At 39.7% G+C, this 17,906-nt stretch carries 16 protein-coding genes; 7 read left to right on the top strand and 9 right to left on the bottom strand.

Features of this window, described 5'->3' with window-relative positions:
- Positions 1-85: 85 nt before the first annotated feature.
- The gene (locus AAG747_RS23170; protein ID WP_346823624.1) at positions 86-1,618 is read right to left on the bottom strand and encodes an FAD-binding oxidoreductase; all 1,533 of its coding nucleotides are present in this window, start codon (positions 1,616-1,618) and stop codon (positions 86-88) included.
- Positions 1,567-2,271 carry an N-acyl amino acid synthase FeeM domain-containing protein gene (locus AAG747_RS23175; RefSeq protein ID WP_346823625.1) on the bottom strand — a complete coding sequence of 235 codons (705 nt, stop codon included), beginning with the start codon at positions 2,269-2,271 and terminating at the stop codon, positions 1,567-1,569. The genes AAG747_RS23170 and AAG747_RS23175 overlap by 52 nt, the downstream gene beginning before the upstream one ends.
- A 646-nt stretch (positions 2,272-2,917) precedes the next feature.
- On the opposite strand from AAG747_RS23175, the gene AAG747_RS23180 reads away from it, so the two are divergent.
- The gene (locus tag AAG747_RS23180; RefSeq protein ID WP_346823626.1) at positions 2,918-3,358 is read left to right on the top strand and encodes a hypothetical protein; all 441 of its coding nucleotides are present in this window, start codon (positions 2,918-2,920) and stop codon (positions 3,356-3,358) included.
- An 83-nt stretch (positions 3,359-3,441) separates the two neighbouring features.
- Here the strand turns inward: AAG747_RS23180 and AAG747_RS23185 are convergent, their stop codons facing one another.
- Complete coding sequence (locus AAG747_RS23185) at positions 3,442-4,443, bottom strand: TRAP transporter substrate-binding protein (protein ID WP_346823627.1); 1,002 nt, start codon at positions 4,441-4,443, stop codon at positions 3,442-3,444.
- A gap of 389 nt (positions 4,444-4,832) precedes the next feature.
- Between AAG747_RS23185 and AAG747_RS23190 the strand changes: the two genes are divergently transcribed.
- Positions 4,833-5,339: an META domain-containing protein gene (locus AAG747_RS23190; protein WP_346823628.1), complete on the top strand. Its 507-nt coding sequence runs from the start codon at positions 4,833-4,835 to the stop codon at positions 5,337-5,339.
- A gap of 60 nt (positions 5,340-5,399) precedes the next feature.
- Here AAG747_RS23190 and asnS read toward each other — a convergent pair whose 3' ends face one another.
- From asnS to AAG747_RS23220, 6 genes are all read right to left on the bottom strand, one after another.
- Positions 5,400-6,839: an asparagine--tRNA ligase gene (gene asnS / locus AAG747_RS23195; RefSeq protein ID WP_430300669.1), complete on the bottom strand. Its 1,440-nt coding sequence runs from the start codon at positions 6,837-6,839 to the stop codon at positions 5,400-5,402.
- A gap of 148 nt (positions 6,840-6,987) precedes the next feature.
- A complete protein-coding gene (locus tag AAG747_RS23200; protein WP_346823629.1) occupies positions 6,988-7,692 on the bottom strand; it encodes a hypothetical protein in 705 nt (234 codons plus the stop codon).
- Positions 7,693-7,917: 225 nt separating this feature from the next.
- Positions 7,918-8,373 (bottom strand): hypothetical protein, encoded by a 456-nt coding sequence (locus AAG747_RS23205; RefSeq protein WP_346823630.1) that lies wholly within the window; start codon positions 8,371-8,373, stop codon positions 7,918-7,920.
- 109 nt (positions 8,374-8,482) lie between these two features.
- Positions 8,483-9,451, bottom strand: coding sequence for a calcium/sodium antiporter (locus tag AAG747_RS23210; RefSeq protein ID WP_346823631.1), 969 nt, complete (start codon positions 9,449-9,451; stop codon positions 8,483-8,485).
- Between the two features lie 127 nt (positions 9,452-9,578).
- Complete coding sequence (gene upp, locus AAG747_RS23215) at positions 9,579-10,223, bottom strand: uracil phosphoribosyltransferase (RefSeq protein ID WP_346823632.1); 645 nt, start codon at positions 10,221-10,223, stop codon at positions 9,579-9,581.
- A gap of 95 nt (positions 10,224-10,318) precedes the next feature.
- Positions 10,319-11,281, bottom strand: coding sequence for a zinc dependent phospholipase C family protein (locus AAG747_RS23220; protein WP_346823633.1), 963 nt, complete (start codon positions 11,279-11,281; stop codon positions 10,319-10,321).
- Positions 11,282-11,810: 529 nt separating this feature from the next.
- Between AAG747_RS23220 and AAG747_RS23225 the strand changes: the two genes are divergently transcribed.
- The 5 genes from AAG747_RS23225 (at position 11,811) to AAG747_RS23245 (ending at position 17,899) form a co-directional block, all read left to right on the top strand.
- Entirely contained in the window at positions 11,811-12,320 is a 510-nt protein-coding gene (locus tag AAG747_RS23225) for an RNA polymerase sigma factor (RefSeq protein WP_346823634.1), read from the top strand.
- A gap of 160 nt (positions 12,321-12,480) precedes the next feature.
- Positions 12,481-13,743 (top strand): 3-deoxy-D-manno-octulosonic acid transferase, encoded by a 1,263-nt coding sequence (locus tag AAG747_RS23230; protein WP_346823635.1) that lies wholly within the window; start codon positions 12,481-12,483, stop codon positions 13,741-13,743.
- A gap of 35 nt (positions 13,744-13,778) precedes the next feature.
- A complete protein-coding gene (rsgA, locus tag AAG747_RS23235) occupies positions 13,779-14,705 on the top strand; it encodes a ribosome small subunit-dependent GTPase A (RefSeq protein ID WP_346823636.1) in 927 nt (308 codons plus the stop codon).
- Positions 14,706-14,774: 69 nt separating this feature from the next.
- Entirely contained in the window at positions 14,775-15,041 is a 267-nt protein-coding gene (locus tag AAG747_RS23240; protein WP_346823637.1) for a KTSC domain-containing protein, read from the top strand.
- 665 nt (positions 15,042-15,706) lie between these two features.
- Complete coding sequence (locus AAG747_RS23245; RefSeq protein ID WP_346823638.1) at positions 15,707-17,899, top strand: TonB-dependent receptor plug domain-containing protein; 2,193 nt, start codon at positions 15,707-15,709, stop codon at positions 17,897-17,899.
- Positions 17,900-17,906: the final 7 nt, after the last annotated feature.

Raw genomic sequence — 17,906 nt, forward strand, 5'->3', positions numbered from 1 at the left:
AGCTATTTCTAAAATGGAAGTAAAACTTAGTGAAAGAGCACCCTGTCCCTTTTCTTGATTGGGTGTCAGCTTTTCAATCATTATTTTATGGGATTCCTATGTTGTATTTACCGGGGGCCAAAATGGCATTGGGATCCAGGCATTGTTTCAGTTGGTTCAATACGTTTTGGTAACCTTTTTTTCTAGGGGAAAGGTATTGATACTTGCCAGAGCCGCTCCGGTAAGGGTGGAACCCCGCTTCGCTCAGTACTTGTGTACATTCCTTGTAGAACGTTTGCGCTTTTGCCATAGAACTTTCGGTCTTTTCATAAGTAATATTAGCTATCATGATAAAAGACCTGGGGTTGATAGAGGTAAAGGTTACCCTGTATTCGTATTGGTGTTTTGCAAATAGAGCTGCGGTGATGTCTTGCATTTTGCAAAGGCTGTCGGCCGATGCCTCACTGACTGCACAAATCCATTGGAAGTGTTTGGGAAGTTTGGATACCTGTATTTCAGAAGTATCCACTTGTTGGCTCAGTAAGGTCTGAATAGGGCTGTCAGAAGGAATGCCTTTCATTAAGTCAAAAGCATCTTTGATCACCGGATAGGTGTCTATAGGAGTAATATATTTATCTACCCACTGAACGAAACGCAAAAGCCGGTCGGTAATAAACCATATTTTACAATGCTTAAACTGTGTGTTGAATGCCTTTCGAATAAGCTTCTTTTTAGCATTTACAATACTTGCAGGGCCTGAGAGAGAACCGCTCAAGTTCCAGGCTCCTACATAACGGTTGTTTTCATCGCCAACCGTCCGGGTTTTATTGGCAATATGGACCGTACTGTTGATAATATTTTGCAAGCGTAATTCCCGGAGGGTATCCACCAGTTTAGGAAGATCATTTTCTACAGGAGTGGAAAAGATAAACATACAGTTTTTTTCCGGTTTAGGCATTAGTTCTATGGTTACTTCCGTAACAATGCCCAGATTGGATTGAGAGAACAGACCTTCCAATACAGGGCCTAGTCCCTGCCGGTATGTATGCAATGCGTTGGCATGAGTAAAGCAACCGAATCCTGTTTGGATCACATCCGCATTGGGAAGGACCACTTTCATATTGACAATTCTGGAAAAGCGGTCGCCATAGTCCGTATGTCCGAATCCCCTTTCCAGCAGGTTGCCGACAATACTTGCGTTGCTTCCGGCTCCGGTTACATCCATTGCCAAAGGCCTGCCCGGATGTTTTTGGAGGGTTTGATAGAGTTGGGTTTGGGAAACTCCTGCCTCTACTGTAGCATAACATAACTCCGGATTGATAGCAATAACCCGGTTCATCAAACTCAGATCCAGGATGATTTGGCCTGCGGATGTACCTTGTTTGTTGCCATAGCCAAAGTTTTGACCACGGGAGATCGGGAATAAAGTGAGTCGCTCTTCATTGGCGAATTGAACCAATTGGCTAATTTGTTCAGTAGTGTGGGGGAATACTACATACATTGGGCGGACGGTATCTCCACAACTATTTAAACTGTATTCAACTACCGTCTGCCGGTCAAACTTGACATATTCCTCTCCACAAATTTTTATGAGGCGATGAGTAAGGTACTCTCGCTTTTGAAGCTTTGCAGGTTCCATGTTTCCTGTAGGAATTTGTCAAGTTGGGTGTTGGCATATTTTTCCGGAGCAAAATCAAATCGTTGGTGAAACAGGTCGGTATAAGGAGCCTTTAACGCATCTAAAATGAGAGGCAGTTGAAGGTTTTTGACTTTTTGATGGCTGGCATGAAGCAGAACGACCGGAGCTTTTTGTAAACTTTTATAAGCGCTGAGTTGGCTGACCACCTGATACCCGAACAGTCTTTCAAAAAACTTGACTTTGCGGGGGGGGACACCAATCACCAAGTCGGCATTTTGATGGTAGATGCTATACTTTCCGATATATCCCATCATCCGGATAATATCCATTCCCGAGCAACGAGGGTCTTCTTGGGAGGCTGATAATCCTACTTCGATCAAGGTTTTGCCTTGGCTGCGTAGCCCATCAAGCTCTGGTTTGAAGACTTTATCCAAGGGGAGACCATTGCTGCTATCCGCCACGGCTGAGATCGTACACAGGCACTCTTGGTCCTTTATACCCATCAGAGTGATACTATTAGAGGATATGTATTCAGGAAAGGTAAAAAGTTGATAAGGGTTTGGATCGATAAAATGGTTTTTAAGATATTGCCTGTAGACAATACCCCACGAAGCTTGCACTTCCTTTAAGCTTGTTGCAATTGAAAAGTTCATTTGATTCAGTAGGTTTAAAGTAGTGGAGATTAGCGATCTCGCATACTGCTTTTGGGCAAGTTAGTGGGATTATTGGGGTAATAGTTAGTGATAAGAGGTATAGTATTTCACTAAATAAATAAATTTTTGTGTAATGAATGCAACTTTTTCTTTAAAAAATTTAAAATTAATAAATACCTGAAGTGCAAATAGACTAAAAGTTAAAAAAAAATACCTTTAATTTGGGGGAGTAGTATTGTTGGGCTTCTGATAAATAACCTTCTGAAATTAACAAATAAGTTGAACAAATACAGTGAAATAGATGTTTTTTATTTTAATTCTTCGAGGGGAATTCAAAGTTTCATTGGATTTAGATTTACTTGGAAAAAACCTGTGGAAATGCTTTTATTTTTACTGATTTAGTATTAAATTTCATGAAGCAAGCTTTAGCAATTTTTTCAACTGCTAATACCATCTTGATTAAAAAATCTTCACAATTTTTGTTGTGTACGCAAGGTCAGATTATCTCTTATCAACACAAAAAGAGCGGTAGGGTGCGCGCATATCTTATTAGGTCGAACCGGATCAACATAAAAGTAGCTGTATTTACTTATTCTTTAAATACATTCTTTTTAAGTTTTTAACTACTCAAAAACCATCAAAACCCATGAATAGGACAAAACAAGTGATTTCCATTTGGGATGAAGAACTGCAATGCTTTTTGGAAAGTTGGTGTGGCTATGTTACCTCAGAAGAAGTGACCAAGTGCTCTGAGGGAAGTAATCGCATGTTTTTTATCAACAATAATGTGACCTTTGTTTTGCGTAACCCTAAGGATAACAAAGAGCACGACTCTACGATTAGCTGGTTGGCAAAATATTATTGGAACGATATTAAATACAATAATATTACCGAGTTTGCCCTGGTAATCAATGATGCAGATCCCGAAAAGTCCTTAGTGGCAGAGCGCCTAAAACGAAGTTTGAAAATGAGTAAAGTCAATATTAAACTAAAATGCTTTGCAAATGTAGAAGCTGCCAGGGCTTGGCTAAGTCAAATCAGGCCGTTAGCAAAATCGAATACCCAAATGTCAGTTTTTTATAAATAAAGATTGTAATACTTTGTATTATCCTAAAAAACCAAAGCCTCTCTAACAGAGAGGCTTTGGTTTTTTTCGGTCCCGGTTTGAGATTAGGATTTCTTTTCGGTGATCTTTTGAATCAATTTATAAATACTTGTATCTTGTTTATAGTTTTCATACATAGGTTGTACCTTATCTACAAAGGGGACCTTGTCGGTATAAATCACTTCCACTCCTGCTTTTTTTACGGCTTCCAGGCATTCTTTTTCGGATGCAGCCCATAATTCCCTCTGCTTAACAGCCGATTCTTGCACCGCTTGTTCCAACCATTGTTGCTCTTGTTCGTTAAGTTTTTCCCAGATGTGAGTGCTGATCAACAGGACATCGGGAAAAGAGGAGTGTTCGTCAATGGTATAATACTTACAAACCTCATAGTGCCTGGAAAAATAAAAGCTTGGAGGGTTGTTTTCGGCTCCGTCCACCACACCTTGTTGTAAGGCGGTGTAAAGTTCTCCGTAGGGGATAGGGGTGGGAGAACCGCCCAAATTGCGAATTAAATTCATAGAACTTACACTTTTCATGACCCTGATTTTCATACCTTTCAGATCATCCGGTTGATTGATAGGGCGGTCAATGGTATAGAAACTACGACTGCCGGCATCGTAAAAAGTGAGTCCTCGTAGCCAAAAAGGGGTGCTGGCCAGAAGAATTTCTTTTCCAACTTCTCCATCCAACACATCAAACCGGTGCTCCCGGTCTTTAAAGAGATAGGGAAGTCCCAGGATTTTGTATTTCGGAACAAAGTTTTCCATTACTGCACTGGACACTTTGGTCATCGCCAAGCTACCTATTTGTAATAACTCTACACATTCCCTTTCGGCACAAAGTTGACCACCGGTATAAATTTCGATTTCCATTTCCCCGCCGGAGATTTTTTGCAAGCGTTCGGCCATGTACACCATGCCTTTGTGCACAGGGTGAGAGGGGTCGTGCCCGTGGGCAAGCTTTAGTACCCGCTTTTTATGATGTTGACAGCCGCTTGCAGCGATCATGAGTGATAGTAGGCAAATGGCAGTAAAACTTCTTTTCCACATATTTTTTTTCGTTTTCATTACTTTACTTTTTTCTCTTAGAGAAAAGATCACCCTTGTGGATGGGAGAAGAACTCTCTTGATATCTCAGAAATAAATATAGAGGAATTATCTTGAATTATACCATTATATTGAAATTTTAACAGGTAATTTTTTATTATAAAAATAATGTATTTAATATTTGTAATGTTGAATTTATTTAAAGGCTTGGTCTCCTTGTCTGCAGCTTTTAATTAACCGGAAGGGAATTTTATTTAGTTGATATTACTTCATAAAAATACATAAAGTGAGAAAATAAAAGAGAGAGTTTTTGGGTATCCCTTTGTGGGTTTACAATTAGTCGGTCTATGTTTGTAGGAGCATTTTTAATGCATTCAGAAAACATATTTAGTGATTCAACAAAAACAGTTATGAACAAACAATTAGTAAAACAGACTTGGGCACTCCTATTATTCATAGCATTTGCTAGTGTTCAGTGTAGTCAAAATCAAAAGGAAGAATCCAAACAAATTGTGGAAACAAATTTGAAAACATTAGTAGGTGACTGGAAACTCGAGGGCATCTACCGGAGTCAAACCCAACAACTTGAAGGGCCTCCTTCAGGATTGGAAGTGAACCTGAAAATAGATTCCGTCTCATTAGATAACCAGGCCAATGGAACGATTAAATTCAATGGCAAGGGGCCTATTAATCATTTTTTCGGAAAATGGAATGTGGAAAACGGACAGATTCAAAAGGGAGAGAAACCCGTAGGAGCAACTGAAATGGCGGGGCCTCCTGAAGCGATGAATTATGAAGGGGACTTGTTTAATTTGTTTATCAATTTTGATGAAATCAAAATAGAAGGAGAAAAAACGACTTTGAAAAATCAAACCTCCGGAGACTATTTGCTTTTTCAAAAGGCGGAGGGAAAATAAAAAATCAAATGCTTGCTCAATAAAAGAGGGTGGCCTTGATCAAGGCCACCCTCTTTTAAGTTAAAAGTTAGCGCTTTGTGGCGTTCTTGGGAAGGGGATGACGTCCCGAATATTACTCATGCCTGTTACGAAGAGTATCATACGCTCGAAACCTAAGCCAAAGCCACTATGTGGAGCCGAACCGAACTTGCGTAAGTCCAGGTACCACCATAGCTCTTCTTGAGGTACATCCATTTCTTCCATTCGTTGGATCAACTTGTCATAGTTATCTTCCCGCTGAGAGCCTCCGATAATTTCGCCTATACCTGGGAATAAGACATCCATCGCCCTAACGGTTTTGTTATCATCGTTCAGCTTCATATAGAATGCCTTGATGTCTTTAGGGTAATCTACAACAATGACGGGCTTTTTGAAGTGTTTTTCTACCAAAAAACGCTCGTGTTCCGATTGTAAATCGATGCCCCACTCTACCGGATATTTAAATTTCTTTTTCTTATGCGGCTTGGAATTCAATAAGATCTCAATGGCTTCGGTGTAAGTCACGCGTTCGAATTTGTTTTCCACCACAAAATTCAACCGTTCGAGCAAACTCATCTCATTGCGCTCATTTTGAGGTTTCTGCTTGTCTTCATCAGCCGCTCTTTTGTCCAGAAATTCCAAATCGTCTTTGCAATTTTCTAGTGCGTAGCGTACCAAGTATTGAATGAATTCCTCGGCCAAGTCCATGTTTTCCCCCTGTTCGTAGAAAGCCATTTCCGGTTCTACCATCCAAAACTCCGCTAAGTGCCTGGAGGTGTTGGAATTTTCAGCCCGGAACGTAGGGCCGAAAGTATAAATTTCTCCTAAGGACAAAGCACCGGCTTCCCCTTCTAGCTGTCCGGACACGGTGAGGTTCGTTTCTTTTCCAAAGAAGTCTTCTTTAAAATCAACTTGCCCTTCTTCGTTTTTAGGCGGGTTGTCAGCACTCAAAGTCGTTACTCTGAACATTTCTCCGGCTCCTTCTGCATCCGACCCCGTAATGATAGGTGTATGCAAGTAATAGAAGCCCTTACTGTTAAAAAAATTATGAATGGCAAAGGCCAGTGCATGACGCACTCTGAGTACGGCTCCGATGGTATTGGTTCGGGGACGTAAATGAGCATTGTCCCTTAAAAATTCAAATGAATGCTTTTTAGGTTGTAGAGGGTATTTCTCAGGGTCAGCGATTCCATAGACTGTTAAATTCGTAACAAGCATTTCCACGGATTGTCCTTTTCCTTGCGATTCCGCAACATTACCCCTTGCCGAAATACACGCTCCGGTAGTCACATGTTTGACTTCCTCTTCCGAAAATTGAGTCAGGTCGACAACCAACTGTAAATTCCGTATGGTTGAACCGTCATTTAAGGCAATAAAAGCAACATTTTTACTACCTCTTTTGGTTTTTACCCAACCCTTTACGGTGGCATCCTGGCGGGCTACGCCTTCGTCCAATAACTCTTTAATTTTAATCCGTGTCACTTTATGTATTTTTTAAATGATTTTGCAACGATGAAAATAAAAAGAATCCCTCGAAATCCGAGCTGATTTCGAGGGAAATATCTTTACAAAAAAAACAGATTTTAGACTTTATTCAAAATTCTCGACCAAGAAGCAGGGGGTAAAGGGCTTAACGTTGGATGATTAATTCGCTGGCAATGCCATCCTGTTTGACCAGGTCCCTGATTTTATCCCAGGCGATGCGAATCTCTTTTTCACAAGTTTCCGGCTGGGAAGTGTTTTCATCCAGGGTCACAATAAAGTTCTCGTCTTCCAGACAAAAATTGCTCAACAGATGATCCTTTTTAAATTTACATTCTTTTTCCTTGTCTTGGATGAGGTATATCAGGCGTTGTTTGAAATCCGCATCGGGTTTGAAAATATCTTCGATTTTGATCAGTTTTCCTGTGCGCAGGTCAAAGTTGAACGTGAGAAATAATTCTTTCGGTTTGTCCAGGCCACTGTAATAAGAGCTTTTTATAAATTTAAGACTTAAAACATTGCCCCGTTTGTAATAGGTTTCATAATTCAGGTTGAGCCAACTATATCCCGCATCGCTTTTTCTGTATTGTTGGCTGGTATTTTTCTCGGTAAAGTCAGTAATGGCCATACTCATGACCTTCTGTATGCCTAAGTTTACTTGATGATTGATAGAGGATTGCGGGAAGTGTATGATGGGGTAAGTAATGTTAAGTTCGTAAAGTTCTTTGACATTTTCTTTATTAAAGCCCTTTTTTTCAATTCGTATTTCACTGCCTGAAAAGTATTGGGCTACAGCTGAAAGGCTGGTAAACATAAATACAAAAAGAAGACAGAAAGTAGTAGATTGTCTCATGAAACTTTACAATAGTCGTAATTTGAGTGGCTTGTGATATTTAGTAAGTCAACGAGCCGAAGATACAAAACTTTTGAAATATCCCTTTAGAATTTACTCAATGCCATAAATTATGTTCCTTCCGGAGGAGGGGGGTGTACCTGAAAAAAATAGCCAAATGGCAAAGGCTTGTTCAAAAAATAATCCCTGTTAAGGAGTTGAAATATAGCGTGTTTTCTGTAAATGTTATTCGATAAATTGATGAACGAATTCTCTCCCTAAATAGAAATAAAAACCTGTGTGTACCGTAGCCCAAAACAGAGAACTAAAGAGCATATAGGTAAAGATTTTTTTGTTTTTTTCTCCGAATGACACTACTATGATGGCTCCGCCCGGAGGTGAAAATAACACAGGGGTAAGAAAAGTGATCCCTAACAAACCGTACTTACGCCAGATAGAAACTATTTTCCGGTTTTTCTTTGTAAAGCGCTTTTTATTTTTTGCGAACTTCTCAATAAGCTTTTTACGCAAACCAGCGCCAATATAGGTGATGAGTATTACAGTACTCATGATGCCGGCTGCTGTAAGTAGGATGGTTTCCAAAATAGAAAGTTCAAATACCAATCCCATGATCGGGCCAAAAGCTGCCTTAAGCATGCTGGAAGAATATACGATCAGGTATTTATAGAGTAGTTCTTGCATGAGCAATGATATCAGACGAAAAGAAATAGCGCTTGTATTATTAAAGTTGTAAGGAGTGCTCTGCCTTACAGAGGGCCAAACAACCCAATTCTACAAAGGTATTAATCTTTTAGATACTGAATATGGAATAGGTATAATAAAAATAGATGGCTAGCAACAAGCCTCCTTGAATACGCCCTATTTTCCGGTTGAAAACCATCATAGGGAGTATAAAGAGTGTGATGCCTAGCATCCACATCATGTCATAATCTATAATGGAGTTGCTCACGTGGATGTCTTTAATAATACTGGTAATTCCTAATATCGAGAGTACATTGAAGATGTTGGAACCCATTAAGTTGCCAATGGCCAAATCGGTACTTTTCTTGATAGCGGCTACTATAGAGGTAACCAACTCTGGTAAGCTTGTACCCAATGCCAATACAATAAGTCCTATAATGCGCTCCTCGATACCGATTTCCAAGAAAATATCTTTTGCGGCATTGACAAACCAATCCGACCCGAAATACAAACCCACACAACCGATGGTCAGATAGACAATATCCATCCCCCAATGTAAGGGGGAGTTTTTTTCCGGGCTTTTGTCTTCCATTTCAGCGCCAATGTTTTCAATTTCTTTTGCGTTGGTTTCTTTTCGCGATTTGTGAATTAAGAAGCCAATGTATGCCAGCAAGATGATGACAAAGAAAATGCCTTCGTTTCTTTGCAAATACCCTTCGATTACCAAAATATAGAGCAAAAAAGAGCTGCCCATTGCCATGGGCCAGTCGAACTTAATACTGTCCGAGTTGACTTGAATAGGAGAGAAAACAGCGGTGATTCCCAGTACCAATGCCAAGTTGCAGATGTTGGAACCAATAACATTGCCCATGGTCATATCCGGGCTGCCAGCCAATGCAGATTGGATACTGATGAATAATTCCGGAGAAGAAGTTCCAAAAGCGACAATGGTAAGTCCTACTACCAAAGGCGTAATTTGGAATCGTAGTGCAATACGGGAAGCTCCTCTCACAAGAAATTCTCCTCCGGCAATTAATACTACTAATCCTATGATTAATAAAATGATTTCTTGAAACATACTAGAATTGGCAAAATTGTGATTTTATGATTTAAATCCCCTTAGAAAAAGCCATGTTGATAATAGTAAGCTGAGCACATACTCAACTTTTACATATATGTACTACTAAATGAACCGGATAGTTTTGCTAAATTTTTTCCCCGAAGGCTAGGTCGCCTGCGTCACCTAAGCCCGGTACGATGTAAGCATGTTGGTTTAATTGGGGATCCACAGCTCCAACGTATAGCGAGAAGTTACTCAAGTGTTTTTCTAAAAAGTCGATACCAGGTTGGCTGGCTATGGCACTAAGAATGAGTAATTCTTTTGGAGAGTTGCCTTTGCAAATGGCTTGGTAGGCCGAAAGCAGGGATTTTCCCGTAGCAATCATTGGGTCTGCAATGATTAATATTTTGTCTTTGATGGATGGACCTGCCGTATAATGTGTGCTTACCGTCAGATGTTCCGCATCTCCGTCTTCATTGCGGAATGCACCAACAAATGCGCTGTCAGCTTTATCGAAATAATTCAGAACACCCTGGTACAAGGGAACCCCCGCTCTTAAAATGGTCGCAATGACAATTTTAGTATCGATAATTGCGCTAGGGCTTTTTCCTAAGGGTGTTTGGATTTCCGTGGGTTGGTAAGAGAGGTTTTTTGAGGCTTCATAAGCTAATATACCTCCCAACTTTTCCATGTTTTTACGAAAGCGTTGACTGTCCTTTTGTACTTGGACATCTCTTAGCTCTGCGATGATATGATTTGCAATTGAATTAAACGTGCTGAGGTTAACCATATTCAGGTTTATTTTTTCGGAATTGTAAATATAGGAGATGAAAGCTAGAATTGAGTGGGATACGAAGGCATTTTGAATGTATTCCGGTCAATTTACTAGAAATCATGGGAGCGTGTGGGGAATTTGCCTTTTTGAATGGGCTTTATTTTAGGGGAATCGGGCGTGTTTTGATCGAGCTTATCCAAATCCGGTTGTCCGGCATCTACCCAGCAAGTATACCAAAAATCGCCTACTAAACGAATGGCCTTTTGCATTCGCCTTTCTACTTGTCCGTTGAGGCATTGATGGTATAGTTGGCAAAATTGCCTGCTATACACTTTGGTTGAAATGCCATTTTTATCCTCAAAACTATACTTATTGTGCTCTCCTATGGATTTGGTACTGGTTTGTTCAAAGCTAAATACACTGTCTAATGCTTGGTGGGCTTCGGTGACAGCTTCCCAAATCGCATCACCGGGATGATCCAGGTACCGGGCCTTTCCGATGAAAAAGTTGAATTTCTGTGAGTACAATTCCGGTAGCCGGGATTCCCAAAGGGCATGGATCCCTTCCTGACCGCTGAGTTGTCCGTTATAATTTTCAGTGGTATGTAAGGGTACGTTTGCATCCGCAATATAATGTCCGATTTCTGCCGACAGCTTTAGGATTTTCTCGGTGTTCCGCTCTTGAAAAGCTTTCGTCAAGCGGTATTTCATGGTCAATACATGCCATGGCACAATTCCATATTTGTACAAAGTGTCCTCCGAATACAAAGCTGCCGCGTCTTTCCAGGATCTCGGCATGGAGTAAATGGCATCGACTCCATAATGGTCGATATCGATGTAATGCCTGGGGGCTTCTTGCTTGATTACATACCTTCTGGCATCAGGGTTTACGGCATTCTCAGTGATATACTGAATATGGTTTTTATAAAAAGGCAGCATAGAAGAGGGCAATGTAAATACTGCCATCCGGTTGATGGTTTTATGTGCGTAAAAACCCCACTTAGCTTCATAGAAGCCATCAAGGTTGCCATTTAAACAAGATAAAAACACAAATAAAATTATAGCACTATTCATGGTTTAAATAGTAAGTATTTTGTTTATAATATAAAATATTTTTGTTAAACAATTTAAGGGGTGCTATAAGTATCTACGCTTCTTTTCTACTATATTTTAGTGAATTTAGGACTTATTCTTACATTTTGTTCTGCTGTTATAAATGGATAGGTGTAATGTTTTTAGGCGTATAAAGCCTTATTATCTGGGTTTTTGTGCTTTTTATTGAAATTTTGATGTGCTTTTTGTGTGTGTGATGTGCATTTTTTTAGCTCTCTTCTTAAATTTATAATATGAGATTCCTGGTATTTTTCTATCGATGATGCAATAAGTGAATTTATTGTGTTTTTTAATTAACTTTTTGATTATCAATTAATTAACTTGTTAATTGTATCTAGTTTTATTTACTTATCATTTCGATTACCTTACACATGTTGAGCTATTTTGTTTAATATATTATTATATTTATTAAACAAAATTTTTGGAAATGAATAAGGCTTTCAGTAGATTAGACTTATCAATTTTAACATAAAACTAAAATCAAACGACCATGAAAGCCTTAGAACTTAGCAGCTCAATCGACCAACTTACCATAGCTTTAAAACCCTTTGCCTTAAAACTGACCAAGGATGTAGACGAAGCAAATGACTTACTACAGGAAACTTTATTGAAAGCATACTCCAACCGGGATAAATTTGTGGAGGGGACTAATTTGAAAGCCTGGTTATATACCATTATGCGAAATACCTTTATTACCAACTATCAACGGTTGGCGAGGAAAAATACCTTTATCGATACCACCGATAGTTTGCATTACATTAACTCTTCCGAGCATTTAACCCAAAACCTGGCCTTCTCAAAATTCTCATTGGCGGATATCAATCGGGCAATTGACAATTTGGACGAAGCCTACAAACAGCCATTTGTCATGTATTTCAGAGGGTTTAAATACCATGAAATTGCAGACCGGTTACATATACCGATTGGTACTGTGAAAAATAGAATCCATATAGCCCGCAAAACATTGAAAAAGAAATTGAAAGTATATGCTTCTAATTAAGAAAAAGAGAAAGAGGTAGAAGCCGTCTTCCATAGGATCTTAAAAAAAATGCCCTGGATAATACTCATGCAGGGCTTAAAACTTTACATAGAAGCAAGCCGGAACATCGGATTTTAATACCTTTGCCCAGTTGTATCATCTAGTTGAATCAAAGATCTACATGTATATACTGGGAAAACTTCTCTATAAGGCAGGGCTTATGAGTTATTGGGCACTGATTAAGTTTGCTTCAATTTTTCATGCTAAAGCCCAACAATTTGTTCAAGGACGTAAAGAAATATTTACCAAGCTTGAAGTTGAGGTCAAAGGCAATCAATCTCCTATTGTTTGGGTGCACTGCGCCTCCCTTGGAGAGTTTGAGCAAGGGCGTCCGGTAATCGAGCAGATCAAAAAACAGTATCCCTCCTATAAAATCCTTCTTACCTTTTTTTCTCCCAGCGGATATGAAGTGCAGAAAAACTACCCTCATGCTGATTTTATCTGTTATTTGCCCTATGATTCGGCTGCAAATGCCCAAAGGCTGGTGGAAATAATTCGGCCTAAGTTGGCTTTTTTTGTGAAGTATGAATTTTGGTATTATCATTTGAAAGCGCTGCATCGAAAAAATGTGCCTGTGATGTTGATCTCAGCCTTTTTTCGGGAAAATCAATTATTCTTTAAAAAGAATTATGGTGCTTTTTACCGAAGCTTATTAAATTACTTTGAGCATTTTTTCGTGCAGGATGAAAATTCGGCCCACTTACTAAAGCAGATAGGTTATGATAATGTGACTGTTGTAGGGGATACAAGGTTTGATCAGGTAAAAAAAATTGCCGAAAGTAGAAAATCGCTACAATTGGTAGAACAATTCAAAGGTGACAAGTCGCTGTTGGTAATGGGAAGCAGCTGGCCGGAAGATGTAGCGGTGGTGTCAGAAGCATTGAAGAATGACTTTCAAGGCTTGAAAATTATTGTAGCTCCTCATGAGATTGCCGAGGCAAACTTGCAGAAAACCGAACAGGCTTTTTCCGGCAAAAAAATGATCCGGTATTCGCAGGCAGAAGGGCTTGATTTGGCCGGATACGATATGCTGTTGATTGACAATATAGGTTTGCTTTCAAGTATCTATGGCTATGCCGATTACGCTTTCGTAGGCGGGGGGTATAAGCAAGGGGTGCATAATACATTGGAGCCTGCCGTATTTGGAATTCCGGTGTTTTACGGAGATCAGTATTATACACAGTGGAGAGAGGCAGACGAATTGGCCCGGCAAGGCGGAGGATTGCCTGTGAAGAATGCGGTACATTTTAAAGAGAAAATGCTTGTGTTCTTTCATCAACCGTTAGAGAAAGAAAAAACGGGCCGGAAGGCCCGGGCTTATGTATACGGGCAAAAAGATGTAAAAGACCAGATTCTGGATTATTGCAGTAAATACTTAAATTAGAATGTTTAATTTCATTTTATTAAAATCAAACCAACTTGAAAAAAGGATTTGTAATTAAATCTACCGGCTCTTGGTATGAGATCAGGGATGATGAAGGTAAGGCATATAAAGGGCGGCTTCGGGGGAAATTTAAGCAAAAAGGTTACAAAGTTACTAATCCGATAGCAGTGGGGGACTATGTGAAATTTGAACTTGAACAAAGTCAAGAGGGTACCGTTTTGATTACAGATATTCTTCCCCGTGACAACCATATTATCCGCCAATCCACTCATCGCAAATGGCATGGGCATATTATTGCCGCCAATATGGATCAGGCTATTATCCTGGTGACTTTGTCCCTTCCTCGTACGTCTTTGGGGTTTTTGGATCGGTTTTTGGTTGCTGCAGAAGCATATGATATCCCCGCAGTGATTGTGTTTAATAAGATTGATTTGTTGGATGAAAAGGCCGAACAAGAAATGGGTTATTTGATGGACCTGTACAATAGTATTGGGTATAAATGTTTGTCCTTATGTGCTTTGACAGGTAAAAATGTAGAAGCGTTCATCAAGGTCATCCAACATAAAAAAACGTTGATTGCCGGACACTCCGGTGTAGGAAAATCCACCTTGATCAACCGGGTCAATCCGGAAATACAACAAAAGACAGCTGAAATTTCCACTTTTGCCAATAAAGGCAAGCATACCACTACTTATGCGGAAATGTTTGAAATTCTTCCGGGAACTTTTTTAATTGATACTCCGGGAATTAAAGAACTAGGCATTATGCATGTGGAAGAGAATGAACTGGGTTTTTGTTTTCCCGAAATACGGGAAATTCAACAGAACTGTAAGTTTTATAACTGTACACATACACATGAGCCCGGTTGTGCCGTTTTGGAAAAGGTAGAAAATGAGGAAATTGCTTACAGTCGTTATTTAAGTTATTTAAGTATCTTGGAAAATGAAGATAACAGGCGCTAGCCTGAGATAAATATATTGTTTAATAGTCTCGCATATGTGAGCAACTTTTTTTTATTAAACCTAAGATCAATGAGAGAAGTTGTATCAGAGAAAGTAACTATACCACAATCCTCATTAATTGACTATTTGGTGTACAATTACGAGAAGCGTGAATTACATGTAAAATTCAAAAGAGGAAAACACAAGGGGCAACTAAGGATGTACCATGGGTTCTCCCGAAGTGAATATGAAGGAGTGGTCAATGCCGAATCACCCGGAAGAACATTGCTTAAATACTTAGCGCAAAAGCGACCGAAACACGGAGGTTTTTTTAGCAAATTAAAATCTTTCTTCTAAGTAAAAAACTTGTCTCTCAGTAATTTTGAGAGGTAGCTCTGCTTGAAATAATTTCTTGTTTGTTAAAGCAGAGTGCCTGCTTGGTATTGCCAGAATTGTAGCAAATACAGTTACAATTCTGGTTTTTTTATTTTAGAGATTGAAATGCTGCTCCGTTGTGTATTTAGAAGAAGGCGTATAATAAAGGTTGGAGCGTATCCACGGATTTCATTTTGAAAACAATTCAAGGGTTATCTGCTGTGAACGTATGCCCGGTAAACATATGGAGAAGAAGAAAATGCAAGTATTTATTTTATATAAAATAGTACTTCCGGGTTATGTGTTCGACTACTGCTAATGTCATTAAAATAATACCTGTTGCAAATAGTGAAACTTGAGAGGTTGGTATTAGTGATAGTTAGAGGATTTTAGGTATCTATGTATTTTTAATTGCTTGAAATATAGTGTGCTGTGTATTTTATTCGATTGCACTTATACGTTTTTTTATACTTGTGTGAATAAAATTTTTAATAAATTTTATACTATAAAATAGGTAAATTAAATTTGGTAAAACCTTTGCTTTTGCAAAGAAACACTTCTTTTAAAAAGCCATTGCCTAATAATATTCCGAAAGTACAAGCGTATTTCATAAGACTTTTTTAAACTATCATGGAATTGCGAAATATATGAAGTACGCTCTTGCATTGTTTTATATATGCTTAGGAGGTGGTTGGTGTGTGGCACAAAATAATAACTCATCGACAAATTTTAATTCAGATTCTCTTTATGAATTTTCGGTCAATGAAATTTTAAATCTGCCAGTAGAGGACGGAATCGATATTGAAATTGTCTCAGCTTCCAAAAAAGTAGAGAAATTGTTTGATACGCCTCTTTCTGCTACCGTTTTAACCCGGGAAGAAATTCAAAAGGCCGGTTGTACTTCTATCATGGAAGCGATGCGCCTCGTGCCTGGTATGGTGGTCCGGGAGCAGACAAACGGAAATTACGATATACATCTGAGAGGCCTTGATAATGTGCCTCCGTACAGCCTGACCCCCGTATCGGTCAATACAACTACACTTGTCATGATTGATAACCGTCCGGTGTATAATAACTTTTCCGGGGGAACTTTGTGGGAAACGCTTCCGGTAGATATCAGTGATGTGGACCGGATTGAAATCATCCGTGGACCTGCCTCTGTGATGTTCGGCCCTAATGCGGTTTCCGGTGTGATCAATATCATTACATTGCGGCCTGCTAGACAGGGAGTATCCTCCTCTGTAAATGTACAATACGGTTCGCGGAATTCATTGCTTGCCAATGCTTCGGTAAGTTACAAGGTCAATGAAAAAATAGGTATCCGGTCCTCATTTAACCGCCAATTGCGTAAGCGGCAGCAAACGGATTTCTATAACTTCTATTCGGGCTCTTACCTTCCATTGGACTCAGTGAGTAACCCGGAGGGGTTTGCTTTTGACAAAAATGATTATCACGAACCTGAGTTGGCATTGGATAAAACGGCCGCCAATGTATACCTGAGTTACCAACTGAAAGAAGATAATTATTTACAACTGAGTGCCGGAGTGGAAAACTCAAAAGCCCACAAAGCATATTCCGATAATCAGACAACCGCTCTCACGCCCTCTCACTCGGATACCCGGTATGTGAGTTTATCGGGAAATTTACTGGGAATTCGCCTGCATGGAAGCTATTTAGAGGGAGCGCAGGACTTAGGTGGGGGCGCCAAGTACTCTTTCCATACGGAAGATGTGAATGCTGAATATACGATCTCTCTCGGGAAAAAGCTTGAAATTGTACCGGGTATAAACATGCGGTATAACACTTACCAAGACGATCAACACGCACTGTTGAAAATGCTTGGGGGAAAAAAACAACATATCTCCACGATCGCGGGCTCTTTGCGTTTGGACTATCAGTTGACGCCTCAACTAAGACTGTATTCCGGTGGCCGGGTGGATAAATTTAACACACCGGATAAGGCATACATCTCTTATCATGCAGCACTCACTTATAAGCTGAATGAAAACCATTTGCTAAGGGCCGTTGTGAGCAAAGCTTACCGTACCAACTTCTTTGTGGACTCTTATATGGATCTTACCTTGAGCGGATTCATTCCTCCTAACATCGTACCCGTTATCCGGCTGAAAGGAAATGACCATTTGGAATTGTTGAGTTCGCAGCTTTTTGAACTGGGCTACCGGGTAAATGTGATCAAGAAACTACAATTCGATGCGGAGTTCTTTCAATCCTATACTCATGATTTCTCCAATACGATAAACATCCTCAGCAAAACACCGGAGTTAGATCCTTCTACAGGAAACCTTGTAGTATATGAAGATATTCAAAACCTTAATATTCCATTGACTGTCAAACAAACAGGATTGACCCTCAGTGCAATCGTCATGTTGAAAAAAATTCAACTCAGACCCTTTTTAACCTTACAGCAAACGAGGTTAATGGACTTTTCGCAGTCTACGTATGCACCCGATGCCATGCCATCTCCCGGAAATCCTGATCCGGGCAAAGAAAATTATTTGCTTACAAAGGATATTGAACATAAAGGTACACCGAATTATTTCGGGGGAGTGTTTGCCGGATTCCGTCCGTTTGCCAAGTTGGATATCGGTTTCACTTCTTATCTATATGGAAGCCAAACGTACTATCACCTTTTAGGGCCGGATGAAGGCTTTGAAGTGCCTTCTAAAATGCTGATCAATGCAAAAGTAGCCTATAGGCCCACGCGCAAAATAGCTGTTTTTCTCAATGCTAAAAATTTGCTGAATGACCGCTCTGTTGAGTATGCGGCTGCGGACCGGATTGGGTTTAGTGCCTTTGGGGGGATGAGTTTGGAATTCTAAAAAAGAC

This window comes from Rapidithrix thailandica (assembly GCF_039710355.1).
In the GTDB taxonomy this organism is placed as follows: Bacteria; Bacteroidota; Bacteroidia; order Cytophagales; family Flammeovirgaceae; genus Rapidithrix; species Rapidithrix thailandica.

Bases quoted from the DNA above. Each gene is read 5' to 3' on its own strand.
- AAG747_RS23170 (WP_346823624.1), bottom strand. From the start codon at position 1,618: ATGGAACCTGCAAAGCTTCAAAAGCGAGAGTACCTTACTCATCGCCTC.
- AAG747_RS23175 (WP_346823625.1), bottom strand. From the start codon at position 2,271: ATGAACTTTTCAATTGCAACAAGCTTAAAGGAAGTGCAAGCTTCGTGG.
- AAG747_RS23180 (WP_346823626.1), top strand. From the start codon at position 2,918: ATGAATAGGACAAAACAAGTGATTTCCATTTGGGATGAAGAACTGCAA.
- AAG747_RS23185 (WP_346823627.1), bottom strand. From the start codon at position 4,443: ATGAAAACGAAAAAAAATATGTGGAAAAGAAGTTTTACTGCCATTTGC.
- AAG747_RS23190 (WP_346823628.1), top strand. From the start codon at position 4,833: ATGAACAAACAATTAGTAAAACAGACTTGGGCACTCCTATTATTCATA.
- AAG747_RS23200 (WP_346823629.1), bottom strand. From the start codon at position 7,692: ATGAGACAATCTACTACTTTCTGTCTTCTTTTTGTATTTATGTTTACC.
- AAG747_RS23205 (WP_346823630.1), bottom strand. From the start codon at position 8,373: ATGCAAGAACTACTCTATAAATACCTGATCGTATATTCTTCCAGCATG.
- AAG747_RS23210 (WP_346823631.1), bottom strand. From the start codon at position 9,451: ATGTTTCAAGAAATCATTTTATTAATCATAGGATTAGTAGTATTAATT.
- upp (WP_346823632.1), bottom strand. From the start codon at position 10,223: ATGGTTAACCTCAGCACGTTTAATTCAATTGCAAATCATATCATCGCA.
- AAG747_RS23220 (WP_346823633.1), bottom strand. From the start codon at position 11,281: ATGAATAGTGCTATAATTTTATTTGTGTTTTTATCTTGTTTAAATGGC.
- AAG747_RS23225 (WP_346823634.1), top strand. From the start codon at position 11,811: ATGAAAGCCTTAGAACTTAGCAGCTCAATCGACCAACTTACCATAGCT.
- AAG747_RS23230 (WP_346823635.1), top strand. From the start codon at position 12,481: ATGTATATACTGGGAAAACTTCTCTATAAGGCAGGGCTTATGAGTTAT.
- AAG747_RS23240 (WP_346823637.1), top strand. From the start codon at position 14,775: ATGAGAGAAGTTGTATCAGAGAAAGTAACTATACCACAATCCTCATTA.
- AAG747_RS23245 (WP_346823638.1), top strand. From the start codon at position 15,707: ATGAAGTACGCTCTTGCATTGTTTTATATATGCTTAGGAGGTGGTTGG.